The organism is Limnohabitans sp. TEGF003 (assembly GCF_055395455.1).
In genome coordinates, this window is sequence record NZ_AP029225.1 from 2,946,457 (window position 1) to 2,971,767 (window position 25,311).

Sequence of the window (25,311 nt, forward strand, 5' to 3'; positions counted from 1 at the left end):
AGGAATACAAGGCTGAATATTACTAACAACTTCATACAGTCAGATCAACTGACGTAAAAGTTATTGCCATCAACCAGAGCGAACATGAACAGCGCCTCTGAACAGGACTAAACTCCTGTGCCTTTTGGTTGAAGAATCGAAACAACTTTGCCAGTAGCCATGCCTTTGAGTAAGGCTAATTCGTTCAGAAGGACTTGGTTGACAGATGCAAGTTTGGCCAAGTCCACGCGCGACTCTGCCAGTTCCTGCCTCAGAGCACGGTTGACCTCGCGCTCACGAACCAGCGCATCATGCTTGGCATCGCGTTGGGTTCGCGTCGCCTTGCCCACTAGCCCTCTGATTTTTTCGGCAAGGTCGGGATAGGTGTTGTGAATCAGTGCGGGGGTCACACCTGCCAACTTGGCTACCGCAGAAATGGAAACCTTGCCCTGGTCAGCCTGCACCTGCGCAATCGCCAGCTGGATCTCATCAACGGTCTTTTTTCGGCTACGAGCCTTCGAGTCACTCATTTGAAGCTCCATTAAGATTTGACGTGTCCGGTGTCAGCAGAACACCAAGGTCTACCATCACTTGGCGCGCCCATTGAACGTCGCGCTCAGCACGTTGCTTAACCGCCGGTCCAGCATCGTCAATGCTCAACAATTCAATTTGTTGCTCATAGATGCCTTTCCAGATGTCGGTGAACGACTCATCAATGACGCCGTTCTTGCAGCCAACACACCGGGTCGCTTCATACAGACCCGCGCCGCCACACCCCTTTTCTTGCGCCAGGCACCATCCGTGGCCCGTTGCTCGGATGTGAACCTGGGCTGCTGTTTCAGCCAACAATGCGGTTCGACTTTTCAGGGTAATCGCACGCGCTTTTTTGATTTCTCGTCCAGCACCGCCGCTCAAGGACTGTTCACCAAGCCAAGACTCGATCAAGTCCACCTTGAAGTCGGTCATTTCTTCCAGAACCTCATCGAACAGCGATGCGTCTTGCATCGGGTTGGATGCATACAACTGGGTCATGCTCATACTGGAATGCTTGAACTGCCATTTGAGGAAGACAAGCGAGGAGCGACCCATGCGCGACTCCACAATGTTGCGCGCGTAAGTTCTGCGGCACTGGTGGGGTGCCAACTGCCAGTCCGTGCCAGCAGCCTTTGCCAATCGCCGGAATGAGACCTTCGATCCAGCATTGGACAGCGCGTCAACGTGATAGCCAGTCGATGCGCTCTGCCCAGACATGCTTGTGCAAAGAAATAACTTTTGGGCGTCTCTCTTCGCTTTTGCCAACCGCACCATCCGGTCCGTCATGTCCTGATGTGTGGGGTTGCACTCCAGCTCCGCAATTTCAAGAGTTAGCTTTTCTTGAAGTGGCTTTGCATAGCGCCACATCAGATCCAAGACTTTAACCGTGAGCTCGGGTATCAAGAACTCCACCTTGCCTTTTCCCGTCTTGTGCTCGGTGGTGGCGACCCAGTGGAATTCAACGCCGTCTCTCACTTCGCTGCGCCATGATCCGGCCTCGACCCCGATCGCCTCCTCATTGCGCATGCCACTGGTTATCGACAGGACATAAAGCGCAGCATCTCGAATGCGGACCAGCGCAGGATTTCTAAACCCCAACCTCCCGGTATCGCGTTCGTTCAGAATTCCCGGTGCCGCTGCAAGAATCTCTTCACAATAGTTGAATACCTTGGCTTGCACATCAGGAGGGATGATGGGCGTTTTCCCGGTTTCAGTTCGCCCAATTTGTTTTGCCAAACCACTGACCCGCCACAGCGAGCTGTCGCCCCAAGGGCATGCAGCAAGCGGGGATGACGTATCGTTGCGAAACACCCATAAGAAGTCCAGGATGCGCAAGCTGTCGTAGACGCTACTTGCATTGCGTGTAAGTCGAGATTTCGTGTAATGAACATAGTTGGCGACGTGAATGGGTTTCACTTGGTCGAATCCCTTGATGTTCAGTGCAGTCAGCCAACGCATCATCGGAATTGCTGCTGCAATGGCAGCCTGGCAGATACCCATTGCCACCGGAGGCTTCGAGCCTGGCAGTCCTCGCTTGAACCATGCATACAGGACAGCCTTGCAGTCATCGACCAACTCCTGTGAGCAATCCCCTGGCCAAGGAATGTATTTCTGACCATCGGCCACGTTGGATTGCTCAAAGTAGGGCCTGAAGTCCCAAATGGGATCACCAAATCTGGAGAGAACGTGATTGCTGCCATCCGTGTCAGCCACCGCGCTGACCACGATATTGGATTTCTCGGATTCCGATAGCCCTTTGGATGAAACGGGCTGGTCAGCCAATAGGTCGTATGCCTTAGGCGGTAGCAATGCAAGGGCGTTACCGGCCATAGCGGGCCTCTCGATTCAATTGAGACTGGTGCATGCGTATCGCCCAGAAGGGATGTGGGTCTTTTTCGGCCAGCGCCCTAGCTTGCTCCACCATTTCTGGGAAGAAGTTGTCGACTGTAATTCGGTCGATTTGCGCGATGAGGTCTCGATGGTGACCTTGCCACTCATGCCACTCTTCTTTGGCGTAGTAGCGCATCTCCGACATCAGGAAGCGTTGGAAGCTGAAGAGCCGGTGCAGGTCTTTGACCGTCCCCACAATGGCGTAGCTTGGACACCCCAGGCAATGCGTGAATTCCGCGCAATGTGTGGAGCCGTCTTTCGGAGCGTGCGCGCCTTGCAAGCTGTCTTTGCAACTACCTGTGGGGGTTGGCACGAGGTCTTGCCCCCTGAGTTTGGCTGGCAGCGCTTCGCCAATGAATTTCGCACCTTCCGCCTTGGTGCGCTCGTCAAGGCGCAAGTAGTGGTTGTCTGCTACCTGAGGGGAATGTCCCATCACAGCGGACACGGCAAGCAGATCGCCATCACTGAGCTGCCAGAGCCGGTTTTCCATGGTTTTTCGCAGGCGTCCAAGTGTCACCCGCAACGGTGAGTCGTCATCTGCCACTAACCTGTGTCGTTGAACGATTGCCCGCGTAAGTTCGGACACGTTTCCCACATTCAGACAAAGCACTTTCCCTTTGCCTTTTCCACGCTGCGCCGATCGGTAGAGCCAAACACGATCCTTGATCGCCTCAGGTGCATCGGGCACCAGTAACTCCGTTAAAGCCAATACCTTCTTGAGCACCGCAACTCCATCCATAGGAATGATCGCGGCGCGATCGTGGACCTGGGTCTGCCGCAACGACGTAGATTGCGCGCCCTTGCCCCTGCGTTTGAAGGTTTTAACTAGCATGAGATTGGGCATGAAAGGATGTGGGTCTAAACAATCCCGCTTCATTTCCAGAAGTGGGGTTGTGTTGATGCCCGAGCGCATGCCAATGATGAGCATGAGGGCCGCAATGGCTTCCGACTCCAATCCCACAAATCGTCCATGATGGATGGCAATAAGGTCGGCTTTGAGGGCCGTGGCCAACTTCTGCATTTCCGCCTGACTTAAAGATGTTTCGCCTCGCGTCACCTTAGCGTTCATGGGGAATGGATTGGCGGGCAGTAAAGCCTCAGGAGTTTGGTCGATAAAGCCATAGTCCATCAGGCCAACCACCACCGACTTGAAGGCGCTGTAGTAGTTCTTGGCAGTGGAGCCCTTGGGGTATTTGAGCCTGAGCCACGCGATGTATCGTGCGACATCTCCATGCCGCATATCAGCCGGCCTAGAGGGCATGGTGTCCACATGGCTTCCCGTAAGGTATGGGAGAAACACTTTGATCCCGTTGGATGCAAAACTCGCGATGGTTGCCACCGAATAGTTCCCACTGTGGAGCCGGGCCTTCAATACCGTGGTCACTGCCGAAATCCAGTCGTCAATGCCACGCCCCAACCATGGGCGCAGGTCAATCAGGTTCTGATGTCGCGGATTGGGAGGCAGCTCGACCAGCGCATCAGTTGCTCCCAAGCCAGCGGCCAGGTCGGTGGCGGTTCCAGATGCCTTAGCCTTGTAGTTCTTTGTGCGGGCCATCAACGATTCCCCATCGCGATCTGTGCCTCGCCACCGTTGGCGAACAGCATGTCCATTTCGTCTTCATGGGCCAAAACGATCTGGGCGTCCAACTGATTGATCAGATGCAGGTAGATCGCAGTGGTTTGCACATCCGAGTGCCCCATGCGGTCGCGGACATAAAGCAACGGCTCACCCTGGAAGACCGTGCTTTTGCGCAGAGCCGACAGCGTGTAGGTTCCATAGGTGTGCCGAAGCATGTGCGCCCTCACCGGGAAGCCAACTTTTTTCTCAATGGCTTTCATGGCGTCGACGACCGCGCCTTTCGAGAATTCTGTTCCAAGCTCTGTCAGCACAAGCGCCGTCGGGACCTGCCCAGCCCTTTGCCGCCGGACCTCTCGCTGGTGCAGCGAATAGGTCCACATGTCTTCCATCAGCGACCACGGCACATCCACGCTTCTGGGCTTGCCATACTTGAGGTGCATGTCAGCAGGCTCCAGATTGACGCGGATCATCTGCCCAGGAGTAAGCCCCGTTCGGGTTCTCGGGTTGAAGACATACGTCAATGGAAAGGAGCGCGCCTCACAGGAGCGCATCCCGGTGCGCACCATCAGGTTGAACAAAAGAGCATGGCTTGGGTCAAGCCTTGCGCCAAGGCACTGCCTGACCTGCTCTTTAATCAAGAATTTGATCGTTGCCTTACGCTCGCGGGCCATTACCACCGGCTTTGAGACCATGCCACCCGTGCAATCCACATGGGCAAGAAACCCCTGATGGGATGGAGTCCGAACGTCGCGCATGCCGAATGGCAGATGGGAGACGTAGCCCTGGCGTTTGCACCAATCGTAAAACCGCACGACCAGGTTCAACCGCTTATTCACGGTATTCGGATTCAGACCTAGCTCGCCAAGCGACCAATCACGATACTTGGCCACAACGCTCAGCCCATGCGGCTTTTGGTCCTCATCCCAGGTCAAGTCGTTGGCAGACAAGAATGCAAAGTAGTCGTATAGCCTGCGGCCATACGCTTCCCAAGTGAGCTTGCTCTCAATGCTTCCATGGGTGACCAAGGTGTGCCACAGGAACGATTGCGCAGGTTCCAGGGGCCATCCGTCATCGTCGATAAGCAACGGGAAACCCGCAAACGAACGACCTTCAACCGTGAGGTCCGTTGTAGCCAGCACAAGCCTCACACCCCCCTCTCTTTCAGTAGCTTGGCGGCCGCCTTGAAGTTGATGCCGTGAATGTGCATGACCAAATCAATGGCGCCGCCACCCCCACGGTCCATGCGCACATCCCAAAACTTCGGTCCGGTGCACAAGAGCTCCCAATCATGGCCGGCAGCATGGGCGTGCCAACGGGTGGTCAGATGACTCGATCGTGGATGAAACGAGGGATCTTCTTTGATGTGTTCAGCCAGCAGGCGCAGGACATAGAGGGAATCCATCTCCCGCCACCGCGCCAGGTCAAAGTTATCCACAGATCTCATTACGCTCCGTTTCCTCCCCCAGACCCCCACCTGCTACTCGTCTCAAAGAGACGATGAATCCAAATATCCAAAGTCCGAAAGACATGAAGCATCCTACTAACAAACTTGATCAATAAGATCGTTGTTGGAGAGCACCACGATCGGAACCTTGGCCAGGTCCGGCCGGAAGACCCGTTCGCAGCTCACATAGAAATTGTTGCAGTCGACCAGGGCCAACTGCTGCACAGGCCTTTTCACGGGGCGACCTCAGTACAACTTGTGCAGGTTGCGGGTTACCACACCCCAGATGACCAGCTCCTCGCCGTCTTTGACCACGATGGGTGGGTACAGCGGGTTTTCTGCAATGAGCTTGACCACGCCGCCCCGGCGGTACAAGCGTTTGACGGTGTAGTCGTTGTTCAGCACTGCCAAGACGATGTTGCCGTGCTTGGCCTCGATGGAGCGATCCACCAAGAGTTCATCGCCTTCATAGATACCGATGCCACTCATCGAGTCGCCCTTGACACGAAAAATGAAGGTGGCTTCCTTGTTGCGAATCAGGTGCTCGTTCAGGTCAATGCGCTTGCGCGTGTGGTCTGCCGCTGGCGATGGAAAACCAGCTGCGACCTTCCAGGCGCAAACATCCAGCCAGACTTTGGTGTCAGGCACGAATACAGGAGAAAGCGACGGTTCAGGGAGAGTGGGCATGCCTTGAATATACTGTACGAATATACAGTTTTTCAAGTGCCCATATCCACCCCGGCAAGAGAACTTTGGAATCAGGTCCTGGGCGCTGGGGACGCCACCAACTCCGGCATGTGCTGCCAGTTCATCAGTGCCGTGGCCTGCGAAACATCGGCACTGAGCCAAGCACCGTGCAGCGCAGGGGCGATGATGACGGGGGTTCGCTTTTCATCACCGCTCTTGTGAAACTGGTTCATGACCGGATGCTCATCGGCATTGACCGTGAGCATAGAAAAACTCACCACCCGCTCGCCCGAGGCGGGGTCGGTCCAGCGGTCCCACAGGCAGGCGATGCCAAACGGGTCACCACTGGCCAGCGCAATCTTCCAGCGCAAGGCCCTACCGGACTCGTAGCTGGGCTCATAGAAGTGATCGACCAACACCAAGCCGTATTGGCGCTGACGCCATGCGGTGCGGTAACTGGGCTTTTCTGCAGCGGTTTCGCTGCGGGCGTTGTAGGTGTGGCGACTGATCTTGTCGTCCTTGGCCCATGCGGGGATCAAGCCAAACCGAGCCAAGCCGCACGCAACCCGACCGGTTTGGTGGCTTTTGACCACGACAGGTGCAGCAAACCCAGGGTAAGACTCCTCGGGGTAGCCAGCTGGCAAGTCAACGCCGAACTTTTCCTTGACCCATGGGGCGCGTTGGGTTGGAGTGAAGTTGGTGCACACAGGGAAAGTTTATCGCCAGCTTCGACTTCCTCCACCACTGCGACTCATGTGGACCCAAACGATCCCCGCCACAGCCATATGCGCCAAAGTCAGAACAACAGAATATCCATGCAACCACACAAAACGCGTTCTGTCACCCATGCCCGTTGCGCTGCTGATTGCAGGTAAATAACTTTCCGGCATGTCGAAATCCTTCAAATACACCAAGGCGTCATGGCACGACGAGGTGTGTCTGAACCACCGACTTGAGTTGATCCGCCCGAAGTGCCGCGGTGGACATCTCATCGAGCGAGAGGCGAACGCCCAGTGAGCCACTGCCCAAGCGCACAGGAAACTTCTTCAGGCTGATGTCCATGTGCAGGATGGCCGGGTGTGCTGCGCATGCGCCTGCAATGCGCGTCATGAGTCTTTCCTGCGTCTCATAGTGACCATCTGCCGCGAGTCGGTCAATTTCCTGAATCAATGGGTCATAGTCAAACACATGCGCCATGCCGTCGCGTGCGATGAAGACGTGATCGACGGCAATGCCCAGTGTCAAATCCAGGATGTGCCTATCGGGCTTGGTGTCGTCAGGACCATAAGTTCCGATGTCCGTCTTCAGTTCTAGATCTCGCAATTCGATGAGCGCTGAATTCATGGGTTTCATGCCTGTGTCTTTTGACTGACGAATTTCACCAGACCCTCGCTGGCCTCTTCGATCAAGTCCAATACGTGTTCAAACCCTTGGCTGCCACCGTAGTAGGGGTCAGGTATCACGGGCGCCTGCGTTGTTTGCAAAAACTCAGCGAATCCCCGGATCTTGTGAAGATGCTGCGCAGGGCACCTTTCTTCCAGCAAGGCGCGGTTGTCCCAATCCATGGTCAGCAACAAATCGAATTCCTCAAAGTCACGCTCGACAACGGATCGGGCCCTCAAATGCGACAGGTCATAACCGCGTTGACGCGCATGCGCCTGGCTGCGTTCATCGGGGGGCGCGTCCGGGTGGAAGTTGTGCGTTCCTGCCGAATCGATTTTGACTTTGTGCAGAAGATGGTGCTCGGCCAGCTTTTGAGAAAAGACCGCTTGCGCCGTAGGACTTCGACAAATGTTGCCCATGCAAACAAACAGAATTTTGAAATCAGCGAGGTTCATTTCATGCTTTGTTTCGGGTGCACAGGAGAGCGCTAAGCCGTTCGCTTCAGATCAGAGGCGTCGGGCCAAAACCACAGCCGCAGACGAGCCCCAGCCGACCGTCCAGCACCAGATCCGCAACAACAAGCCGGGATGGCTGCCTGCCAAGGCCGCAGATTCATCCCGGTGATGCTGCTCATCGGCATGCAACGAATCAACAGCGGCAGCAAGCCTTCAGGGCCGCCGTGCACATGGATGTGATCAATCTGCTGCTGGTAATGGTGATCGACAAAGGTCTCGACCGCTGCAATCGTGGCGTAAACAGCAGGGCGACCGATCAGGGCTGGCAATGCGCCAGTCAGCCATCCGGCCAAACGCCATGGCCCCAGAAGGCAACTTCGCTGTGAGGCGGGCAACCAATTTTCCATTTCAGCCAAATGGTCGGCTTCGGTGACCCCATGTGCCTTGGCAAAAGCCAAGAGTTCAAGGTCACCACGCCACTGCGCTACGGCTTGAATGCCTTTGTAAATGTAGACAGCACCCGTCTCACCCGCATGGTCAGAACGCAGTTCTTGCACAAGATGGTGAGACAGGCCTGTCCTCATCCACAGCGGTGATTCAGACACCCAGCAGTTTCTTGGCTTCGGCCAGCGCCTTCATGGATTCGGTGTGCTTGCCTTCTTTGTGCAACTTTTCACCCTCTTCACGCAAAGCTTTGACTTTGGACATGTCCGCAGCCGGCAATGTCGCCGAAGGCATCTTGGCGTCGATGGCCCGCATCTCACCAGGGCAACCATGCGCTGAAGCGGTGGCTGCAAAGAACACAAACATTGAACCCAAAACAAGATGTTTCACAGATGAACTCCAGTTGTTGAGATCTGAGGATATTGCAAGCTATCTGGCGGGCGTCATTTCAGGAATGCTTGTCCCCAATCACTGCTGGGGAATAAGCTGTGCAGGAACGAATGGGGTGACGACAACAACCAGCCGCCTTTGTGCTGTGACAGACAGACCTGTGCACCCGCTTCTTCTATCTTGAACATTCTGGTTGTGGTTACGCCATGGTGGCGTGAGGATCGGCCAGTCATCTGTCCATGAGACAAGGAGTTCAGCCATGCACACCCCTCCCCCCTTGATCCGCATCACAGGCACCGCCTGGCTGGCTGCCGCATCCCTGATCTTGTCCGCCTGCTCGGGCATGACGCAGCAAGAAATGAACACCGCCATTGGCGCTGGTGTCGGGGCCATTGGTGGCTCCATATTGACTGGTGGCAGCACAACCGGCACATTGGGTGGTGCTGCGGTAGGTGGTGTGATCGGTCACGAAGTCAACAAACCCGCCAAGTGAGAAACGACCATGCTTGAAACCATTGCCATCATTCTGGTCATCTTGTGGCTGGTGGGTCTCGTGTCTTCGTACACCATGGGAGGCCTGATCCACATTCTGCTGGTCATCGCGATCGTGGTGATCCTGGTGCGCGTGATCCAGGGGCGAAGACTCTGAATCTGACACAGCCGCTCACACGCCACTGTCCATCCATGAAAAATCCTGCACCTTGAAAAGGGTGCAGGATTTTTGTTGGCGAATGGCTCAGCGTTGCTGCTGCGAACCAGTCACCTGCACTTCCACACGACGGTCCACACGCAAGCAGGTGATCAAGGCCGGGCTCGCTGTCATGCCTTTGCAATCGCCCATCTGGGTTTCGGGTTGCGAAGAGCCCACACCGACGGCGGTGACTTTGGCAGCCGAAATGCCCCCCACTTGCACCAGGTAATTGCGGACCGCCTCGGCACGTCGCAGTGACAGCTTGTCGTTGTAGGCCTTGGACCCCAAGCGGTCCGTGTGACCCGTGACCTGGATGCTGTCGACGTTCACGTCTTTGAGCTCCAGGAGCAGTATGTCCAGCGCCTGTTTACCGTCCGCTTGCAAACTGTCCTGGTCAAAACCAAACAGGGAGTCGGCCTCCAGCTTCACCTTGACCCATGGTTTGGGTGCAGGCTCGGCAGGCGCAGCCGGGGCCTGTGCAACCACCGCTGGCTCCTTGTAAACCGGCTCGACGACGGGTGGTACATAGGGGGTGTAGGCCGTTTTGGTCACGGGCGTTGTGCCGCCAAAACGGTAGACCAAACCCAAAGAAATCAGATCGACGTTGGCGCGTTGACCCACGGAATCGTTGACACGGTAGCGCTCACCCTCCAGACGCAAAGTCAGCGCTGGCGTGAATGCATACTGGGTGCCCAGACCATATTTGTAATTGGTCTCGCGCTTGCTGGTTGAAGGTTCTGTCACCGACACAGCACCCGTGCCACTGAATGTGCCCTTAGTTTGTGCGTAAGCAGCCCCCACGCGACCCAGCAAGGACCAACGGTCCGTGATGGGCAATGTGCCCACCAGGTCCAGGTTCAGGCCCCTGACCCGCGCAGAACCAGACAACGTACCGGCAGGTGTGGTGCTGGCATCAAAACCAAATCGGCCCAAGTCGAAATAACCCGTTTCCACGGCCCAGTTGGGGCTCATGGGGAAGCCCACAAAAGCTTTGTAACCGGTCCCCTTTTGGTCGACGGACAAGGCATCGGTGGTGAAGCCAGCACCCAACAAGCCTTGCGTGATGCGTGCGTTGTCAATGTGCGCCTTGGACTCGCCCGCACTGATGCCCATGTAAAGACCCGTATTGGGCACCACCTCTTGTGCAAACAGCGCTGGGCTGGCCACAGCCAGCAAGGCCAACAAAACTGCATGGGCTTGGATGTCAAATCGTTTCATGTCAAATACTCCAAAAAATGGCGAGATGCCTGTGTGAAAAGAGAACGGAAATCCGGTCAAACTGCGAGAACAGCCTCACCAGAAACTGGTGTCAATGCGGGCCTGACGGGGGTGAAGCCTTCGCCTTGGTTTTGTCGTTGAGCAAGCGGCGTATCAGAATCAACCACACTGGATCGCGCAGGGCCTCTGCGAGCGTGGCTCTCGATACCGCCAAACGCTGGACAGGCGTCAAGGTGCTGTTCATGCCGTTTGCGCTTGTTGTATGGCCTGAAGGTCCAGCTGGATTTGCGTCCGGATTTCGCTCAGGACGGGCTGCAAATGCAAGCTGCGGGCCCACCACCAGCAAATGACGCTGACACCCAAGCTGCTGGCGGGCAATGCCAGCAAGACCCACGGGTGAGGCGCATCCTGCAGCGGCAAAACACCCCACAGCAGCAAAGCCACGCCGCCAAACACCACCGCCAACAACAGCGCCAGTGCACTGAGGCTGTACATCACCCATCGGTTTTTGAGTGTGCACAGATAGCGGGCGCTCAACTCACTGGCCAAGTCTGCATACGCTTGCGCATGCGACTTGAGCAAGTCAGGCGGCAGCAACAGCAGTTTCAGCAGCGTGGACATCAGGGCTGGCGTGAGCGCATGAACCAGGAAACCGCCAGGGCAGCCAGGGCACCTGTGCCAGCCGCGATCAGGACCGCGTTGAGCGGCGATTGCTGAATCAGGTGCTCCGTGCTGACCCGCACATGGTGGGCCTCTTTTTCGAGCTTGCGCATGGCGTCTGCATACACGTCTTTGCCTGACTCGCTCAGGTTGCGCAGTTCGTCTTTGACCCGATGGCCCATACGGTTCATGGCGGGCTGAGCGTCTTGCAAGGCCTCATTCACATTGCTGGCCATGGTCGTGCCGAAAGACGAAATTTTTTCTGGTGCCGTTTTTTGATCTGACATAAAAGCCTTTTGAATGAAGTGAACCCATGGAGAGACCCACTTTAGAAGTTCAAGCAAACAGGCGTCTGTGGTTTGGCACACCAACGGCCAGCAAATGCACCGAGCACAGAGACTTCGGACAAAGAACACGCGCAAACCATGGAAAAATATCCACAGTCTTTGCAAGCATTTCCTGCGCTGGATCAAGTCATTGCACTCTTTTTGCGCGATCATGGTCCAGCCGATGCCGCCATTGATCTTTAGTTTCAGCCTGCATCGGTACTTTGAAATGGATGACATGCATTACCTCGACCTCAGGCCATCCCAGCTCATCGGGTCGTGCTCACGCGCATCGGCCATGCCCCGATGACGACGTCATCTGGTCTTGCACCAAATCAACTGCTGGCCTGTTTGCCCCGCGCCGAGCTGGCGCTTTTGACCCCCCTGCTGGACAAGGTGGAGCTGCAGGCAGGTAAATCGCTGTATGCCTCAGGTTCGCACTTTGAGAATGTTTATTTCCCATTGAGTGGCTTGGTGGTCTTGCACAGCCAGGTCCAAAATGGCGACTCCTCGGTGCTCTCGCTGGTCGGGCGTGAAGGCTTTGTGGGTGTGTCGAGCTTCATGGGCGGCCTGTCCACCACCAGCGACGCGACTGTTTTTTCAGGCGGCACCTTCATGCGCATGCGCAGTGCCGATCTGCGCCAGGCATTTGAACAATCGGTGCCCCTGTTGCACTTGTTGTTGCGCTACACACAGGCGCTCATCACGCAAATGGCACAGACTTCGGCGTGTAACCGCCACCACTCGGTGGACAACGCGTTCAGCCGATTTTTGTTGCTGGGCCTGGACCGGACGGTTGGCCATGAATTGCTGTTAACCCATGAAAAAGTCGCCCATTTGCTGGGCGTGCGCCGCGAAGGTGTCAGCGAAGCGGCCATGCGCTTGCAGCGCCAAGGCTTGATCAGTTATTCACGGGGCCGCATCAGGGTTTTGGATCGCGTGGGCATGGAGGCTTGCTCTTGCGAGTGCTACAAAGTCATCAAAACCGAATACGATCGCCTGCTGCCGATGCAGTTGGCTGTTTAAGTTGCCACGCCCAAAGTGCCTTGCCATGATTGACGCCCTTGTCTGATTCCCTGCCCGCCAAGCCAAACCCTGAAGGCCCACGCATTGTCGGCATCGGCGCATCTGCGGGTGGCCTGGCAGCACTGGAAAAATTCTTCGCACACCTGCCGAGCGAAACAGGTATGGCTTACGTGGTGGTTCAGCACACGAGCCCCAAGCACAAAACTCTTTTAGGCACCTTGTTGCAACGGGTCACGGCCTTGCCCGTTCACACTGCGGACAGCGGCAGGGTGGTGGAAGCCAACACCATTTACGTCATGCCCACCAGCGGCACACTCACTGTGGTGCGTGGCTGTTTGCATTTCATGGCCACGCCCCAAGCGGCCAGCGCACCGCTTGTGATCGATGCCTTTTTGACCTCTCTGGCGCAAGACCAAGGTTGCCGTGCAGTGGGCGTGGTTTTGTCGGGCATGGGGCGCGATGGCGTGCAAGGTCTGCAAGCCATTCACCAGGCAAAAGGTTTGTGCCTGGCGCAACAACCGGACACGGCCGCGTTTGCCTCCATGCCCCAAAGCGCCATCGATGCAGGGTGTGTGGATGTGGTGGCCGCGCCTGAGGACATGCCCGCACAGATTGCGCAATGGCCTTTGTCAAGCGATGCACTCTGCAAAGAAGTGCCTGCTGTCACCGCCACTGACACAGCTACCGAGCACCCCCCCTCTACCGATGGCCTGCAAGCCATTGTGGACCGGCTCCAACAACACCTCCACCACGATTTTTCGCTGTACAAAACCAGTACTTTGCTCCGGCGGGTCGAGCGGCGCATGCATGTTCACCAACTGCCATCGATGGTCGCCTATCTGAACTACCTGCAATCCAATCCACCCGAACTGGCATTGCTGTTCTCTGAAATGCTGATCGGCGTGACCTCTTTTTTCAGGGACGCACAGGTTTGGCAGGATCTGTCGGCGCATGTGTTGCCCACCCTGTTCAGCACAGATGACCCCTCCCCCATCAGGGCTTGGGTGCTGGGATGCTCCACGGGAGAAGAGGCTTACAGCCTGGCCATGCTGCTGCGAGAGGCGCAAGACCTGTCCGGCCAAGCACCCCGGGCTGTGCAGATCTATGCCACCGACCTCAATGCCGCTGCCATCGCTGTCGCCCGAAAAGGCTGGTACAGCCAGCAGGCGGTGGTCGGTATTTCCCAGGAACGCCTCACCCGTTTTTTCATGCCCAGCCAGGGTGGTCACCAGGTGCAGCCTGACATTCGCGCCATGGTCATGTTTGCCAGGCACGATGTGATCACCGACCCGCCGTTCACGCGGCTGGACCTGCTGCTGTGTCGCAACGTCATGATTTACTTCAATGCCACACTGCAGCGCCGCCTGATACCCTTGTTTCACTTTTGCCTGCGTGCTGGGGGCTGCCTGGTGCTCGGCAGCGCTGAAACCGTGGGGCGTTCGCAAAATCTTTTCAAGGCTTTGCTTCCTTCATCCCGAATTTACGCTCGAAGCGAGCAACGGCCCGCCCCTGGCTCGGTGGCTTTTCCCATCCATCGCCGGCCCGCCTCACCCTCCAAGGAGATGTCCGTGTCCACATTGCCCCCACCGCCCAGCGATAACCTGCAAGCCTTGGCCGATCAGGTCTTGCTGCAAACGTTTGCACCGGCTGCGGTTCTTGTCAATTCATCGGGCGATATTTTGTACATCAGCGGCCGAACAGGACACTACCTGGAGCCTGCTGCGGGCAAGGCGAACTGGAACATCCATGTGATGGCCAGATCCGGGCTGCGTGCCCAGATCGCCACCGCTTTGCGTCAAGCCTTGCAAGAAGGCCGCCCCGTGGTGGTGCATGGCTTGCCCCTGGAGGGACAAGGACATCGGCAGTTGCAAGTCACCATTCACCCATTGCACGAACCCAAGTCTCTGGCAGGCTCGGCCATGGTGGTTTTCAAAGAGCAGGAGGTCATCGCTGTCGCTGCGAACCCATCAACCTCCTCGGCTTCGGCCGTCAACGCCGAGTTGCAAGCTGCGCAAGCACAGTTGCAAGCCTTGCGCCATGAAATGCATGTGTCCAAAGACCAGCTGTCGGCCATCAATGAAGCCTTGAAACTCACCAACGAAGAGCTGCAATCGGCCAACGAAGAACTGAGCACCTCCAAAGAGGAAGCGCAGTCCATGAACGAAGAGCTGCAAACCATCAACAGCGAACTGCAAACACGCCTTGACGATCTGGCGCTGGCGCAAAGTGACATGCAAAACCTGCTCAACAGCACCGACATTGCCACGCTCTTCTTGGACAACGACTTGAACGTGCGCCGTTTCACGGAAAAAGCGGTTGGCATTTTTCATTTGCGCGAGGCCGATGTGGGCCGCCCACTGAGCGATCTGGCCAACACGCTGGTGTATCCGCTTTTGCAGGACGACGTGAAGGAAACCTTGCGCACCTTGACGCCCTGCACCAAGTCTGTGGCTGCCACCGACGGTCGCTGGTTTTCGGTGCGCATCATGCCCTACCGGACCTTGGCCAACACGGTCAATGGTGCCGTGTTGACTTTTGTCGACATCAGCACAGCCAAAGCGCTCGAATTTCGCTTGCGTGAAAGCCATGCGACACCACCCCCACCCGAGAGTCCATGATGAATGCCCCACCCAACAGCAGTGCGCCACCTTCGCCCAATTTGCGCGAGCGAGCACAGTCCCGGCTGCATACCAAACACACCCAGACTGACGTGGCCAAGGACGCCAGCAAAGCCTTGCGGGTGTTGTTCGATCTGGCCTCATCTCCCGCCACCGCCCACGACGCCTTGGCTTTGCTGCACGAGCTGCAGGTGCACCAGGTCGAACTGGATTTGCAAAACGAAGAGCTGCAATCCTCCCGCGCCGAGCTGGAAGCCTCCTGGACGCGGCAAACCCAGTTGATGGACGCCTCGCCCAGTGCACAGCTGATTCTGGATGGCTCGGGCTGCTTGGCGGCATGCAACGTGCAAGCCTTGCGATGCCTCGCCCAAAGCTGGCCCCAGCTGCTGGGCAAACCGCTGAATACCTGGATCTGCCCCATGGACAGGCCGCGAGTTCAAGCATGGCGAAAGAACGCCGAGCAGCGCTCTCAACCCATATCCCTGGGCTTTTCGCTTCAGGCGGGAGGGGCAACAGCTCGTGCTGTATGGGCTGCGGCATGCGCCAACCCTTTGTCTCCGGGCGTGCTGATGTCATGGGTCGATGCACCAGACGCATTGGCTTGACGTGTGATGCAGCGCACGGACGCATGCGCCGCAGACACCTAGCATCAAGTTGACTTGAGGCCGGCACCCGAACAGGTGAGGCACCAAGCCATCAGCCAAGCCGCGGTTTGGCTGGTTCACCTTCACGCACAACTTCAAGCACGATAGGACTTCATCATGATCCGTCAAACATCGCTGGCCGCCATGGCCGCTTCCCTGGTTATTTTGGCTGCATCGGGTTGCGCGGTGACGCGTGGACAAGAGACGGTTGGGGCTTACATCGACGATGCGGGCATCACGACCTTGGTGAAATCCCGTTTCTTTGAAGACAAAGACGTTGCAGGCACCTCGATCAGCGTGGAAACCCTCAACGGCACTGTCATGTTGTCAGGCTTTGCCAAAAACAGCCTGGAGCGCAACAAGGCCGAAACCATCGCCCGTGGTGTCAAGGGCGTCAAGTCGGTCAAGAACGAGATCGCCATCCGTCCATGAGGACAGTGGCGGTTTTTGACCGTGTCCGTGCGCTGGTTCACGCTTTTTGCATAAAAGGGGGACAGCGCATGGACTCGACCGGTGTACAGTCGCACCAGCCAGCGCCTTCCCGTCTTGTGCATTTGCGCTGCAACGATTGACTTTTTGCAAGCTTCTCCTCCCGGCTACCTGACCAAGCAAGAAACCATCGCTGTCCTTGGCGTGGACGATTTGCAGATCCGTTCGCTGCTCGACAAAAACCAGTTCCACGACCCTCTGGAGGAAGCCCTCAATCTGGGGATTTCTTCGGCCACGTGGCCCTTGTTTGGCTTGCTTTGGCCTTCAGGGCAGCGCATGGCCGAACGCATGGCGCAAAGGCCCGTGACGGATGAACGGATTCTGGAAATTGGTTGCGGCCTGGGGTTGTCGAGTCTGGTGGCGCATCGGCGCGGTGCCAATGTCACGGCCAGCGACTGCCACCCCTTGACCCATGCTTTTCTGGACGAAAACACCCGCCTCAACGGCTTGCCACGGATGGCTTACCGTCACGGTTTATGGGGCACGGCTGCGCTGCGTGAAGACGGCCTGCCCGTGCTGACCTTGGCGCAGGATGCGAATGTCAGTGGCGTGTTTGATTTGATTGTGGGCAGCGACATCCTCTACGAACGCGACGATGAGGGGACATTGGCCAGCTTCATCAACAGCCATGCAGCGCAGCACTCGGAGATATGGGTGGTGGACCCCAACCGGGGCAACCGGGCTGCCTTTCACAAACACATGGCGCGTGCCGGCTTTGCCATGCATGAGCACCTGCTGGAGCAAGCCGCCACGCTGGATCAACCTGCATACAAAGGGCGCATGCTGACCTACACGCGCTAAGAAACAGATCCCATATCAAGTCCAGGATGACACGCTCACAACACGATCCTGTCACACCGGACTAAATCGAAGGGTCCATGCTGGCCGTTCCTTGAATCACAAACTCAAGTCGTAACCGATGGTGATCGGTGCGTGGTCTGAAAACTTTTCGCCTTTGTAGATGTGTTCGGTGCGGGCCTTCTCGGCCAAGGCGGGCGTGGCCAAGTGGTAGTCCAGTCGCCACCCCACGTTTTTCGCATAAGCCTGACCGCGGTTGCTCCACCAGGTGTAACAAGCGTCGGTGGTGTCGGGCTGCAGTCGGCGGTACACGTCCACCACGCCGCCTTCGGTGGTCAGCTGGGTCATCCAGGCACGCTCTTCGGGCAGGAAGCCGCTGTTCTTGAGGTTGCCTTTCCAGTTCTTGAGGTCGGCCTCCTTGTGCGCAATGTTCACGTCACTGCACACAATGAAATCGCGCTCGGCCTTGAGGGTCATCAGGTGCGGGTACATCTTGTCCAGAAAGCGGAACTTGGCCTCCTGCCGCTCGGGGCCGGACGAACCGCTGGGGAAGTACACGCTGATGATGGACAGCTTGCGGCCAGGCTTATCAAAGCGCGTTTCCACATAACGGCCTTCGGCGTCGAACTCGCCGCCGTCAAATCCGATGACCACATCGCTGGGCTCGTGGCGGGTGTAGACGCCCACGCCCGAGTAACCCTTTTTCTCGGCAAAGTGGAAGTGGCCCCTCAGGCCCGCGAGCTCTTCAAACTTGCCCGCCACGTCAGACTCCTGGGCTTTGACCTCTTGCACACAAATACAATCGGGTTTCTCTTGCGCCAGCCAGGCTTCGACCCCTTTGGTCGTGGCCGAACGGATGCCGTTGAGGTTGAGGCTGGTGATTTTGAACAAGGATTTCCCCATGGTGACAGGACAGGCAAGCAGCGCCGACACACAGGCGCTGGCTCAGGAATTTGTGCAGTTTGCGGTCGATTCGGGCGTGCTGCGCTTTGGCGAATTCAAGACCAAAGCCGGGCGCATGAGCCCCTACTTCTTCAACGCTGGCCTGTTTGACGATGGCGCCAAGCTCGGCCGACTCGCGCAATTCTATGCAAAAGCCCTGCTGGCCAGCGGCATCGAATTCGACATGATCTTTGGCCCTGCTTACAAGGGCATTCCGCTGGGCGCGGCCGTGGCCATCGAGCTGGCCCGTCTGGGCAAGAACGTGCCCTTTGCCTACAACCGCAAGGAAGCCAAGGACCACGGCGAAGGCGGCTCACTGGTGGGCGCGCCGCTCAAAGGCCGGGTGCTGATCGTGGACGACGTGATGAGCGCCGGCACCGCTGCCCGCGAATCCATCGAACTGATCAAAGCCGCCGGGGCCACGCCTCACGCGATTGCGATTGCGCTGGACCGACAGGAAATGGCCACCGAAAAGCAGGCCGATGGCTCGGTCAAAGACGTGGCCCACAGCGCTGTGCAGTACGTGCGGGGCACATTGGGCATGGGCGTGTGCTGCATCGCCCAGCTGTCTGACCTGTTGGCTTATCTGTCGGCGCAAAGCGGCAACGAGCTGGGTCTGCACCTGCCCAAGGTTCAGGCTTACCGTGACCGCTACGGGGTGTGACCCTGGTCACCAAACCCGATGGCACCTGGCTGCGCCTGCACGGGTTATCATGTGAGACTACCGATTAAGTTTTCATAAAGTGAAATTTAAGCCCTTTGCCATGGCAGCCTGTTTGCTGCTGGTCTCTTCCATGTTGTTTGCAGCCCCTGACGACGAGGCGTCGACCGGGCCCAAACGCATGCCTGAAAAAATCAATTTGATTCAGCTGGGTGACCAGGTCAAAACCAGCGTGGGCGAAAAGACCAATCAGATGTTGGGCCAAGCCATGACCTTGCTGGGTGTTCCCTACAAACGGGGAGGCAGCTCGGCCGACACGGGCTTTGACTGCAGCGGCTTCGTGCGTCACATCTATGAAACCTCGATCGGACGTTTGCTGCCTCGGCGTGCCGAAGAACAGGCCGTGGCTACTGAAAAAATCGATCGCAGCGAACTCCATCCTGGTGATCTGGTTTTTTTCAACACCATGCGCCGCACCTTCAGCCATGTTGGCATTTACATCGGTGATGGCAAATTCATCCACGCACCCAGCGCAGGCAAAGCGGTGCGCGTGGACGACTTGAGAGCGGCTTACTGGACCAAGCGCTTCACCGGCGCACGGCGTGTCCAGGAAACCGCAACCACCGACAACGTCAGCCGCTGATCGGCACGCGAGCGCACACAAAAACGCCACCGCAAAGGGTGGCGTACTTGAGTTTGGTGCGGCTGGCGGGGATCGAACCCACGACCCTTGGCTTCGGAGGCCAATACTCTATCCACTGAGCTACAGCCGCACGCTGCATTGCGCATGGATTATCTCACGGCTTGTCTTTCTTCCTCGCGCTTGCAAGCTCGGCGAAGGGTGGGCGGCTATAATATTGGGTTGATTCCGGTCAATCCCAAGGCCCATCGGCCAAGCCCTACAAGAGGATTTCATGAGCGACAACAGCCACGATCAGCACGAAGCACACACCGGCCCGGTGAAAACGCCCAAGCAAATGCTTTTGCTGAGCCTTGCATCTTTCATCATTCCGGTGTTCATCATCATCGGCTTGGTGTTCTACGTCACATCGGCCAACAAGCCCGCTGCCGGCGCTGTTGACACCGAAAAAGCCACCGCTCAGCGCATCCAGAAAATCGGCATGGTCGAGATTCGTGACGCCAACCGTCCCCTCAAGGCCGGTGAAGAAGTCTACAAAGCGCAGTGCGCTGCCTGCCACGCAGTGGGTGCAGCCGGTGCTCCCAAGTTCGGCGATGCCGCCGCCTGGGGCGCTCGCATCAAACAAGGCCTCGATACTTTGGTGACTTCTGCCCTCAAAGGCAAAGGGGCCATGGGTGCACAAGGTGGTGGCGATTTCAACGACACCGAAATTGCACGCGCTGTGGTGTACTTGGCCAATGGTGCGGGTGGCAAGTTCGAAGAGCCCAAAGCACCCGCTGCCGAAGCTGAAAAGAAGTGATGGCCTGAGGCCTCCCAAAGAACCGACCTGAGGGTCGGTTTTTTTATGTCCGGCTGGATGGTTTGTCGTTTTACCCACTTTGTGGACTGATCACGAAACCAAAACGCGAGGGCAAGGTACTGGCCTGGCATTCTTCAGGCGCCCAAAGGCCTTGCTCGATCGCCTCGGCCACCAAGCCGACGTCCCAGGTATGCACCAGCCCCAAGCCCAGTGGCGTGTGCAAATAGACGCGCCCAAGTTCATCGACCAGACAGGCCAGCGCCTGCGTTGCCTGACCGGTGTGGGCTGTCGGCTCAAAGCGCTCGTTCAAGCGCCACACATAGGGCGTGGTTTCCAGCTCCACATAGACCCTTTGTGGCCCATTTTGAAAATACCAACACCCACGGGCATCGAGCTCGTAATTGCGATGGATGAAGTCGATGAGTTTTTCGTGCCGCAGCACCGAGCCCTTGGCACCGTTCACCCCGCTCTGGAACCTGCCCAACTGTTGGACACGGTCATCCCGCATGAGCCATTGGCCGCGACTGTCCAGCCCCAACCAGCCATAACAATCGGGCACGTTCGGCCATTTGGCCATGGCCTGGCGAACGATGTCATCCATGTGATCGCTCCTGCTTGAGGGCTTGTCCCGAGGCGGTCATCAACCAAGGGCCAACCGCATCCGGCAAACCACGCACATGGCTGGGCCAAGGCCCTTGGGCAAAACCCACGTGGCCACCCTGCTCCGGTTGCCAGAGCGTGACCGCAGCTGACACATCCGTGCGCTGCGGCAAGCTGCTTGCAGGCACAAAAGGGTCGTTGCGTGCGTTCAATGCCAACGCCGGAATGCGGATGTCTTTCATCAACGGTTTGGCCGATGCTCTTGACCAGTAATCGTCGGTGTTCTTGAAGCCATGCAAGGGTGCGGTGAACACATTGTCAAATTCGTACAAATCGCGCGCAGCCATGAGTTGCTGTCGGTCGAACAAACCCGGATGTTGTGCCAGCTTGGCCAATGCCTTGGGCTTCATGCTGCGCAAAAACATGCGGGTGTAAATCTGTCGGTTCAAACCTTGGCCAATGGCTTGACCGCTTTGCATCAAATCAAGAGGCGAGCAAATCGATGCGATAGCGTCTGCGCTTTGCGAGGCAGATGCCCCGTGTTCGGCAGCCCAGCGCATCAAGGCATTTCCCCCAAGCGACACGCCAGCCGCGACCATGGTTTGGCCGCCCTGCGTCCGGTGTTGCTGTCGCAATCGCCGCAACACCCAATCGATCTCCTGATGATCGCCTGAATGGTAGGCACGCGGTCCGTGGTTGAGTTCGCCACTGCAGCCCCTGAAATGCGGCAAGGCAAAGTTGAGGTCGTGTGACGCCGCCCAATCGGCAAAGGCCTGTGCGTAGTGGCTGTCGGATGAGCCTTCCAGTCCGTGAAACAGCACCACCATCGGCCTGTCCAGACGGCTTGCTGGCTGCCGATCCACGTCGATGAAATCGTCGTCCGGTGTCACCCAACGTTCGCGCACTTTGGGTAAAGGAGGCCCCCAGCGCCTTCGTGCATACAAAGCAGGCCAAATGGTTTGCGCATGCCCGCCCGGCAACCACGCTGGCGCTCTGTACTGCATGGGTTCAGTGCAAAACCGTGGGTTTGACGCCCACATCCGCCGGGTCATGGGCCGTGCCGGGACTGGCATGGTGGGCCACCATGCGCCAGCCTTGCGGTGTTTTGTGATAAACGTTGGTGGCCAAGACAAACGCCTGTTTTGCGCCTTGCGGGGTGATCACCTCCACCCGCTCCACCAGGTGGTGAACGGCACTCGCCAACGAGACGATCTTGCGCACTCTTTCTGGATGCGCCTGCACACTGCCGTTGGCAAACATGCCCTCGAATGTGGCACGGATGGCACCCTGTCCGATCAAACGCGGGCCACCGGGGTGCACACACACGATGTCATCTTCTTCTGCCCAGCACGCCATGAGCTGTTCGATGTCGGCGTTGTGCAGCGCTTCGTAAAAGCTTTGTTCGATGTCGTCGGGTGACCCACCCACGATGGCGGCGTGCAGTTTGGCTCGTTTCATGATGGGTGAAGTCTACACGCCTGCACGGTGCGGCGGGACACAAAAAAACCCGGTCACAATGTGTGCCGGGTTTTTGAAGATGTCTGCAAGGCTGCAGACACCCCGCTGGAAGAGCGTCTTATTTCTTGCGGTACTTGCGCAGCGCAGAAAGTTGAGCCGCCAAAACAGCCAACTCGGACTGGGCACGCGCCAGATCGATTTCGCTCTTGGCATTGCGCAAGGCCTCTTCCGCCAATTGCTTGGCGGCGTTGGCCTTTTCTTCGTCGAGGTCTTTGCCGCGGATCGCGGTGTCTGACAGCACGGTCACGCAGTCGGGCTGCACTTCCAGAATGCCACCGGCCACGAAAACGAATTCCTCGCCGCCGTCAGCCTTCTCGATGCGAACCGACCCGGCCTTGATGCGGGTGATCAGCGGGGTGTGGCGTGGGTAGATGCCCAGTTCGCCAGACTCGCCGGGCAAGGCCACAAACCGGGCTTCGCCCGAGTAGATGGACTCTTCGGCACTGACCACATCAACGTGGATGGTGTTCATGTTTACTCCTTAAAAAGGTGCGTTCAAGCGGGCTACGGGAGGGCTGGATCAGCCACCCCGTGGCGCTGCTTTAAGCTGCCTTTTTGGCCTTTTCGAAAGCTTCGTCGATGGTGCCGACCATGTAGAAAGCTTGCTCTGGCAGGTGATCGCACTCGCCAGCCACAATCATCTTGAAACCACGGATGGTTTCGGCCAAGGTGACGTACTTGCCGGGCGAGCCGGTGAACACTTCCGCCACGTGGAAAGGCTGCGACAGGAAACGCTGGATCTTGCGGGCACGGGCCACGGCCAGCTTGTCTTCAGGGGCCAGATCGTCCATGCCCATGATCGCGATGATGTCGCGCAGTTCGCGGTAGCGCTGCAGAGTACCTTGCACGGCACGGGCGGTTTCGTAGTGGTCCTGACCCACAACCAAGGGGTCCAGCTGGCGGCTGGTGGAGTCCAGAGGGTCCACGGCAGGGTAGATACCCAGCGAGGCGATGTCACGGGACAACACGACGGTGGAGTCCAAGTGAGCGAAGGTGGTCGCTGGCGAGGGGTCGGTCAAGTCGTCCGCTGGCACGTAAACGGCCTGGATCGAGGTGATCGAACCGACTTTGGTCGACGTGATACGTTCTTGCAAACGGCCCATTTCTTCGGCCAGGGTTGGCTGGTAACCCACAGCGGAAGGCATACGGCCCAACAAAGCGGACACTTCGGTACCGGCCAAGGTGTAGCGGTAAATGTTGTCCACGAAGAAGAGCACGTCTTTGCCTTCGTCACGGAAGGACTCAGCAATGGTCAGACCGGTCAAGGCCACGCGCAGACGGTTGCCTGGTGGCTCGTTCATCTGGCCGTAGACCATGGCCACTTTGGATTCCGACAGGTTCTCGAGGTTCACCACGCCGGAGTCGGCCATCTCGTGGTAGAAGTCGTTGCCCTCACGGGTACGCTCACCCACACCGGCGAACACGGACAGACCCGAGTGCGCCTTGGCGATGTTGTTGATGAGTTCCATCATGTTCACGGTCTTGCCCACACCGGCACCACCGAACAAACCGACCTTACCGCCTTTGGCGAACGGGCACACCAAGTCAATCACCTTGATGCCGGTTTCCAGCAGCTCTTGGGATGGGCTCAGTTCGTCGTAAGCAGGGGCTTTGCGGTGAATGGAGGAAGTGAGTTCCTGGCTGACAGGACCACGCTCGTCGATGGGCGCACCCAACACGTCCATGATACGGCCCAGTGTGGCCTTGCCCACAGGCACGGTGATGGGGTTGCCGGTGTTGGACACCATCAGACCACGACGCAAGCCGTCAGAGGAACCGAGCGCAATGGTGCGCACGATGCCGTCGCCGAGCTGCTGCTGCACTTCCAGGGTCAGCGCAGAGCCTTCCATTTTGAGTGCGTCATAAACCTTGGGCATCTGGTTGCGTGGAAACTCCACGTCGACCACAGCGCCAATACACTGAACAATTTTTCCTTGGGCTTGCATTTTTCGCTCCAAATAATTTGAATTTGCAGAACTGGGAATCAACCGCTGATCGCGGCTGCGCCAGAGACGATTTCCGACAGTTCTTTGGTGATGGCGGCTTGGCGGGTCTTGTTGTAGACGAGTTTGAGTTCGCCAATCACATTGCCTGCGTTGTCCGTGGCGGCCTTCATGGCCACCATGCGCGCCGCATGCTCAGAAGCCATGTTTTCGGCCACGGCCTGGTAAGCCAGTGCTTCTGCGTAACGGACCAACAACTCGTCAATGACCGACTGCGCATCGGGCTCGTAGATGTAATCCCACCCGTGGGCCACGGAACCTGCCGCCTTGGTGTCTGCTTCCATCTGGGTGGAAGACAAAGGCAGCAACTGGTCGATGGTGGGCACTTGCGCCATGGTGCTGACAAACTTGTTGTAGCACAGGTACACAGCGCTCACCTCGCCTGCGGCATAAGCGTCGAGCAGCACCTTGACGGGGCCAATCAGCTTGTCCAGGTGCGGTTTGTCGCCCAGATGGGTCACATGCGCCACCACTTTGGCATTGACGCGGTTCAGAAAACCCAAACCCTTGCCGCCAATGGCCACCGCCAATGGCGTCTTGCCTTGGGCTTGTGTTTCACGCAATTGAGCGGTCACAGCGCGCAACAGGTTGGTGTTCAAGCCACCGCACAACCCTTTGTCTGTGGTCACCACAATGAAGCCCACCGACTTACCGTCGTTTTGCTTCATGAAGGCGTGTACGTACTCAGGGTTGGCCTGCCCGAGATGAGTCGCAATCGTGCGAATCTTCTCGCTGTAAGGACGGGCCGTGCGCATACGCTCCTGCGCCTTGCGCATTTTGGAGACGGAAATCATCTCCATGGCCTTGGTGATCTTCTTGGTGTTTTCCACCGATTTGATCTTGGTGCGTAGTTCCTTGCCCGATGCCATCAGCGGCTCCTTTTGATCAGGTGG

At 57.5% G+C, this 25,311-nt stretch carries 31 protein-coding genes, 1 tRNA gene and 1 pseudogene; 10 read left to right on the forward strand and 23 right to left on the reverse strand.

Annotated features, from left to right (window positions below):
• Positions 1-107: 107 nt before the first annotated feature.
• The 12 genes and pseudogenes from ACZ5RT_RS13925 to ACZ5RT_RS13980 form a co-directional block, all read right to left on the reverse strand.
• Positions 108-509: a TetR family transcriptional regulator gene (locus ACZ5RT_RS13925; protein ID WP_422169970.1), complete on the reverse strand. Its 402-nt coding sequence runs from the start codon at positions 507-509 to the stop codon at positions 108-110.
• Positions 502-2,343 (reverse strand): integrase, encoded by a 1,842-nt coding sequence (locus tag ACZ5RT_RS13930; protein WP_464452875.1) that lies wholly within the window; start codon positions 2,341-2,343, stop codon positions 502-504. Before ACZ5RT_RS13930 ends, ACZ5RT_RS13925 begins: the two co-directional genes overlap by 8 nt.
• A complete protein-coding gene (locus ACZ5RT_RS13935; RefSeq protein ID WP_422169968.1) occupies positions 2,333-3,958 on the reverse strand; it encodes a hypothetical protein in 1,626 nt (541 codons plus the stop codon). The genes ACZ5RT_RS13930 and ACZ5RT_RS13935 overlap by 11 nt, the downstream gene beginning before the upstream one ends.
• Positions 3,958-5,130 carry a tyrosine-type recombinase/integrase gene (locus tag ACZ5RT_RS13940; RefSeq protein ID WP_464452876.1) on the reverse strand — a complete coding sequence of 391 codons (1,173 nt, stop codon included), beginning with the start codon at positions 5,128-5,130 and terminating at the stop codon, positions 3,958-3,960. Before ACZ5RT_RS13940 ends, ACZ5RT_RS13935 begins: the two co-directional genes overlap by 1 nt.
• Positions 5,127-5,384, reverse strand: coding sequence for a hypothetical protein (locus ACZ5RT_RS13945; RefSeq protein WP_424380868.1), 258 nt, complete (start codon positions 5,382-5,384; stop codon positions 5,127-5,129). Before ACZ5RT_RS13945 ends, ACZ5RT_RS13940 begins: the two co-directional genes overlap by 4 nt.
• A gap of 159 nt (positions 5,385-5,543) precedes the next feature.
• Positions 5,544-5,651: pseudogene (locus tag ACZ5RT_RS13950) on the reverse strand (Y-family DNA polymerase); the annotation flags it as partial.
• Positions 5,652-5,672: 21 nt separating this feature from the next.
• Positions 5,673-6,074, reverse strand: a complete 402-nt coding sequence (locus ACZ5RT_RS13955; protein WP_422169965.1) for a LexA family protein — start codon at positions 6,072-6,074, stop codon at positions 5,673-5,675.
• A 110-nt stretch (positions 6,075-6,184) separates the two neighbouring features.
• Positions 6,185-6,820 carry an SOS response-associated peptidase gene (locus ACZ5RT_RS13960; RefSeq protein ID WP_464452877.1) on the reverse strand — a complete coding sequence of 212 codons (636 nt, stop codon included), beginning with the start codon at positions 6,818-6,820 and terminating at the stop codon, positions 6,185-6,187.
• A gap of 211 nt (positions 6,821-7,031) precedes the next feature.
• The gene (locus ACZ5RT_RS13965) at positions 7,032-7,457 is read right to left on the reverse strand and encodes a dihydroneopterin aldolase (protein ID WP_464452878.1); all 426 of its coding nucleotides are present in this window, start codon (positions 7,455-7,457) and stop codon (positions 7,032-7,034) included.
• A 5-nt stretch (positions 7,458-7,462) separates the two neighbouring features.
• The gene (locus tag ACZ5RT_RS13970; RefSeq protein WP_464452879.1) at positions 7,463-7,951 is read right to left on the reverse strand and encodes a low molecular weight protein-tyrosine-phosphatase; all 489 of its coding nucleotides are present in this window, start codon (positions 7,949-7,951) and stop codon (positions 7,463-7,465) included.
• Between the two features lie 32 nt (positions 7,952-7,983).
• Positions 7,984-8,508, reverse strand: coding sequence for a demethoxyubiquinone hydroxylase family protein (locus ACZ5RT_RS13975; protein WP_464452880.1), 525 nt, complete (start codon positions 8,506-8,508; stop codon positions 7,984-7,986).
• A gap of 40 nt (positions 8,509-8,548) precedes the next feature.
• Positions 8,549-8,785: a hypothetical protein gene (locus tag ACZ5RT_RS13980; RefSeq protein ID WP_422169960.1), complete on the reverse strand. Its 237-nt coding sequence runs from the start codon at positions 8,783-8,785 to the stop codon at positions 8,549-8,551.
• A 259-nt stretch (positions 8,786-9,044) separates the two neighbouring features.
• On the opposite strand from ACZ5RT_RS13980, the gene ACZ5RT_RS13985 reads away from it, so the two are divergent.
• Positions 9,045-9,278, forward strand: coding sequence for a glycine zipper 2TM domain-containing protein (locus ACZ5RT_RS13985; protein ID WP_464452881.1), 234 nt, complete (start codon positions 9,045-9,047; stop codon positions 9,276-9,278).
• A gap of 9 nt (positions 9,279-9,287) precedes the next feature.
• Entirely contained in the window at positions 9,288-9,434 is a 147-nt protein-coding gene (locus tag ACZ5RT_RS13990) for a lmo0937 family membrane protein (protein ID WP_291929890.1), read from the forward strand.
• An 87-nt stretch (positions 9,435-9,521) separates the two neighbouring features.
• On the opposite strand, the gene ACZ5RT_RS13995 is transcribed toward ACZ5RT_RS13990, so the two are convergent.
• From ACZ5RT_RS13995 to ACZ5RT_RS14005, 3 genes are all read right to left on the reverse strand, one after another.
• The gene (locus ACZ5RT_RS13995) at positions 9,522-10,694 is read right to left on the reverse strand and encodes an outer membrane beta-barrel protein (RefSeq protein ID WP_464452882.1); all 1,173 of its coding nucleotides are present in this window, start codon (positions 10,692-10,694) and stop codon (positions 9,522-9,524) included.
• A 240-nt stretch (positions 10,695-10,934) separates the two neighbouring features.
• Entirely contained in the window at positions 10,935-11,315 is a 381-nt protein-coding gene (locus ACZ5RT_RS14000) for a hypothetical protein (protein WP_291929885.1), read from the reverse strand.
• Complete coding sequence (locus ACZ5RT_RS14005) at positions 11,315-11,641, reverse strand: hypothetical protein (RefSeq protein WP_464452883.1); 327 nt, start codon at positions 11,639-11,641, stop codon at positions 11,315-11,317. The genes ACZ5RT_RS14000 and ACZ5RT_RS14005 overlap by 1 nt, the downstream gene beginning before the upstream one ends.
• 345 nt (positions 11,642-11,986) lie before the next feature.
• Here ACZ5RT_RS14005 and ACZ5RT_RS14010 point away from each other — a divergent pair, with 345 nt between their 5' ends.
• The 5 genes from ACZ5RT_RS14010 (at position 11,987) to ACZ5RT_RS14030 (ending at position 17,258) form a co-directional block, all read left to right on the forward strand.
• The gene (locus ACZ5RT_RS14010) at positions 11,987-12,706 is read left to right on the forward strand and encodes a Crp/Fnr family transcriptional regulator (RefSeq protein WP_464452884.1); all 720 of its coding nucleotides are present in this window, start codon (positions 11,987-11,989) and stop codon (positions 12,704-12,706) included.
• A gap of 38 nt (positions 12,707-12,744) precedes the next feature.
• A complete protein-coding gene (locus tag ACZ5RT_RS14015; protein WP_464452885.1) occupies positions 12,745-15,324 on the forward strand; it encodes a chemotaxis protein CheB in 2,580 nt (859 codons plus the stop codon).
• Complete coding sequence (locus ACZ5RT_RS14020) at positions 15,324-15,929, forward strand: hypothetical protein (protein WP_464452886.1); 606 nt, start codon at positions 15,324-15,326, stop codon at positions 15,927-15,929. Before ACZ5RT_RS14015 ends, ACZ5RT_RS14020 begins: the two co-directional genes overlap by 1 nt.
• A 156-nt stretch (positions 15,930-16,085) precedes the next feature.
• The gene (locus ACZ5RT_RS14025) at positions 16,086-16,400 is read left to right on the forward strand and encodes a BON domain-containing protein (protein WP_464452887.1); all 315 of its coding nucleotides are present in this window, start codon (positions 16,086-16,088) and stop codon (positions 16,398-16,400) included.
• Between the two features lie 144 nt (positions 16,401-16,544).
• The gene (locus tag ACZ5RT_RS14030) at positions 16,545-17,258 is read left to right on the forward strand and encodes a class I SAM-dependent methyltransferase (protein ID WP_422169974.1); all 714 of its coding nucleotides are present in this window, start codon (positions 16,545-16,547) and stop codon (positions 17,256-17,258) included.
• Positions 17,259-17,354: 96 nt separating this feature from the next.
• Here the strand turns inward: ACZ5RT_RS14030 and ACZ5RT_RS14035 are convergent, their stop codons facing one another.
• Positions 17,355-18,146, reverse strand: a complete 792-nt coding sequence (locus ACZ5RT_RS14035) for an exodeoxyribonuclease III (protein WP_464454221.1) — start codon at positions 18,144-18,146, stop codon at positions 17,355-17,357.
• A gap of 10 nt (positions 18,147-18,156) precedes the next feature.
• On the opposite strand from ACZ5RT_RS14035, the gene pyrE reads away from it, so the two are divergent.
• Both pyrE and ACZ5RT_RS14045 read left to right on the forward strand, forming a co-directional pair.
• Positions 18,157-18,861, forward strand: coding sequence for an orotate phosphoribosyltransferase (pyrE, locus tag ACZ5RT_RS14040; RefSeq protein ID WP_108428192.1), 705 nt, complete (start codon positions 18,157-18,159; stop codon positions 18,859-18,861).
• Between the two features lie 100 nt (positions 18,862-18,961).
• Complete coding sequence (locus ACZ5RT_RS14045) at positions 18,962-19,501, forward strand: C40 family peptidase (protein ID WP_464452888.1); 540 nt, start codon at positions 18,962-18,964, stop codon at positions 19,499-19,501.
• Between the two features lie 54 nt (positions 19,502-19,555).
• On the opposite strand, the gene ACZ5RT_RS14050 is transcribed toward ACZ5RT_RS14045, so the two are convergent.
• Positions 19,556-19,631 (reverse strand) — tRNA-Arg (locus tag ACZ5RT_RS14050).
• Between the two features lie 141 nt (positions 19,632-19,772).
• Between ACZ5RT_RS14050 and ACZ5RT_RS14055 the strand changes: the two genes are divergently transcribed.
• Positions 19,773-20,297, forward strand: coding sequence for a c-type cytochrome (locus tag ACZ5RT_RS14055; RefSeq protein ID WP_464452889.1), 525 nt, complete (start codon positions 19,773-19,775; stop codon positions 20,295-20,297).
• 70 nt (positions 20,298-20,367) lie between these two features.
• On the opposite strand, the gene ACZ5RT_RS14060 is transcribed toward ACZ5RT_RS14055, so the two are convergent.
• From ACZ5RT_RS14060 to atpG, 6 genes are all read right to left on the reverse strand, one after another.
• Positions 20,368-20,898 carry a DUF2946 family protein gene (locus tag ACZ5RT_RS14060; RefSeq protein WP_464452890.1) on the reverse strand — a complete coding sequence of 177 codons (531 nt, stop codon included), beginning with the start codon at positions 20,896-20,898 and terminating at the stop codon, positions 20,368-20,370.
• Positions 20,891-21,901 (reverse strand): YheT family hydrolase, encoded by a 1,011-nt coding sequence (locus tag ACZ5RT_RS14065; protein ID WP_464452891.1) that lies wholly within the window; start codon positions 21,899-21,901, stop codon positions 20,891-20,893. The genes ACZ5RT_RS14060 and ACZ5RT_RS14065 overlap by 8 nt, the downstream gene beginning before the upstream one ends.
• A gap of 4 nt (positions 21,902-21,905) precedes the next feature.
• A complete protein-coding gene (locus tag ACZ5RT_RS14070) occupies positions 21,906-22,355 on the reverse strand; it encodes a YybH family protein (protein ID WP_108428187.1) in 450 nt (149 codons plus the stop codon).
• Positions 22,356-22,473: 118 nt separating this feature from the next.
• Positions 22,474-22,887 carry a F0F1 ATP synthase subunit epsilon gene (locus ACZ5RT_RS14075; RefSeq protein ID WP_108428186.1) on the reverse strand — a complete coding sequence of 138 codons (414 nt, stop codon included), beginning with the start codon at positions 22,885-22,887 and terminating at the stop codon, positions 22,474-22,476.
• A 70-nt stretch (positions 22,888-22,957) separates the two neighbouring features.
• Positions 22,958-24,361, reverse strand: coding sequence for a F0F1 ATP synthase subunit beta (atpD, locus tag ACZ5RT_RS14080; protein ID WP_108428185.1), 1,404 nt, complete (start codon positions 24,359-24,361; stop codon positions 22,958-22,960).
• 38 nt (positions 24,362-24,399) lie between these two features.
• Positions 24,400-25,287, reverse strand: coding sequence for a F0F1 ATP synthase subunit gamma (gene atpG / locus ACZ5RT_RS14085; protein ID WP_464452892.1), 888 nt, complete (start codon positions 25,285-25,287; stop codon positions 24,400-24,402).
• Positions 25,288-25,311: the final 24 nt, after the last annotated feature.

Bases quoted from the DNA above. Each gene is read 5' to 3' on its own strand.
- ACZ5RT_RS14000 (WP_291929885.1), bottom strand. From the start codon at position 11,315: ATGTCCACGCTGCTGAAACTGCTGTTGCTGCCGCCTGACTTGCTCAAG.
- ACZ5RT_RS14045 (WP_464452888.1), top strand. From the start codon at position 18,962: ATGGCAGCCTGTTTGCTGCTGGTCTCTTCCATGTTGTTTGCAGCCCCT.
- ACZ5RT_RS13930 (WP_464452875.1), bottom strand. From the start codon at position 2,343: ATGGCCGGTAACGCCCTTGCATTGCTACCGCCTAAGGCATACGACCTA.
- pyrE (WP_108428192.1), top strand. From the start codon at position 18,157: ATGGTGACAGGACAGGCAAGCAGCGCCGACACACAGGCGCTGGCTCAG.
- ACZ5RT_RS14010 (WP_464452884.1), top strand. From the start codon at position 11,987: ATGACGACGTCATCTGGTCTTGCACCAAATCAACTGCTGGCCTGTTTG.
- ACZ5RT_RS13935 (WP_422169968.1), bottom strand. From the start codon at position 3,958: ATGGCCCGCACAAAGAACTACAAGGCTAAGGCATCTGGAACCGCCACC.
- ACZ5RT_RS14005 (WP_464452883.1), bottom strand. From the start codon at position 11,641: ATGTCAGATCAAAAAACGGCACCAGAAAAAATTTCGTCTTTCGGCACG.
- ACZ5RT_RS14060 (WP_464452890.1), bottom strand. From the start codon at position 20,898: ATGGATGACATCGTTCGCCAGGCCATGGCCAAATGGCCGAACGTGCCC.
- ACZ5RT_RS14020 (WP_464452886.1), top strand. From the start codon at position 15,324: ATGAATGCCCCACCCAACAGCAGTGCGCCACCTTCGCCCAATTTGCGC.
- ACZ5RT_RS14070 (WP_108428187.1), bottom strand. From the start codon at position 22,355: ATGAAACGAGCCAAACTGCACGCCGCCATCGTGGGTGGGTCACCCGAC.
- ACZ5RT_RS14055 (WP_464452889.1), top strand. From the start codon at position 19,773: ATGAGCGACAACAGCCACGATCAGCACGAAGCACACACCGGCCCGGTG.
- atpG (WP_464452892.1), bottom strand. From the start codon at position 25,287: ATGGCATCGGGCAAGGAACTACGCACCAAGATCAAATCGGTGGAAAAC.
- ACZ5RT_RS13965 (WP_464452878.1), bottom strand. From the start codon at position 7,457: ATGAATTCAGCGCTCATCGAATTGCGAGATCTAGAACTGAAGACGGAC.
- ACZ5RT_RS13995 (WP_464452882.1), bottom strand. From the start codon at position 10,694: ATGAAACGATTTGACATCCAAGCCCATGCAGTTTTGTTGGCCTTGCTG.
- ACZ5RT_RS13985 (WP_464452881.1), top strand. From the start codon at position 9,045: ATGCACACCCCTCCCCCCTTGATCCGCATCACAGGCACCGCCTGGCTG.
- ACZ5RT_RS13990 (WP_291929890.1), top strand. From the start codon at position 9,288: ATGCTTGAAACCATTGCCATCATTCTGGTCATCTTGTGGCTGGTGGGT.
- ACZ5RT_RS13925 (WP_422169970.1), bottom strand. From the start codon at position 509: ATGAGTGACTCGAAGGCTCGTAGCCGAAAAAAGACCGTTGATGAGATC.
- ACZ5RT_RS14025 (WP_464452887.1), top strand. From the start codon at position 16,086: ATGATCCGTCAAACATCGCTGGCCGCCATGGCCGCTTCCCTGGTTATT.
- atpD (WP_108428185.1), bottom strand. From the start codon at position 24,361: ATGCAAGCCCAAGGAAAAATTGTTCAGTGTATTGGCGCTGTGGTCGAC.
- ACZ5RT_RS13945 (WP_424380868.1), bottom strand. From the start codon at position 5,384: ATGGATTCCCTCTATGTCCTGCGCCTGCTGGCTGAACACATCAAAGAA.
- ACZ5RT_RS14065 (WP_464452891.1), bottom strand. From the start codon at position 21,901: ATGCAGTACAGAGCGCCAGCGTGGTTGCCGGGCGGGCATGCGCAAACC.
- ACZ5RT_RS14075 (WP_108428186.1), bottom strand. From the start codon at position 22,887: ATGAACACCATCCACGTTGATGTGGTCAGTGCCGAAGAGTCCATCTAC.
- ACZ5RT_RS13970 (WP_464452879.1), bottom strand. From the start codon at position 7,951: ATGAACCTCGCTGATTTCAAAATTCTGTTTGTTTGCATGGGCAACATT.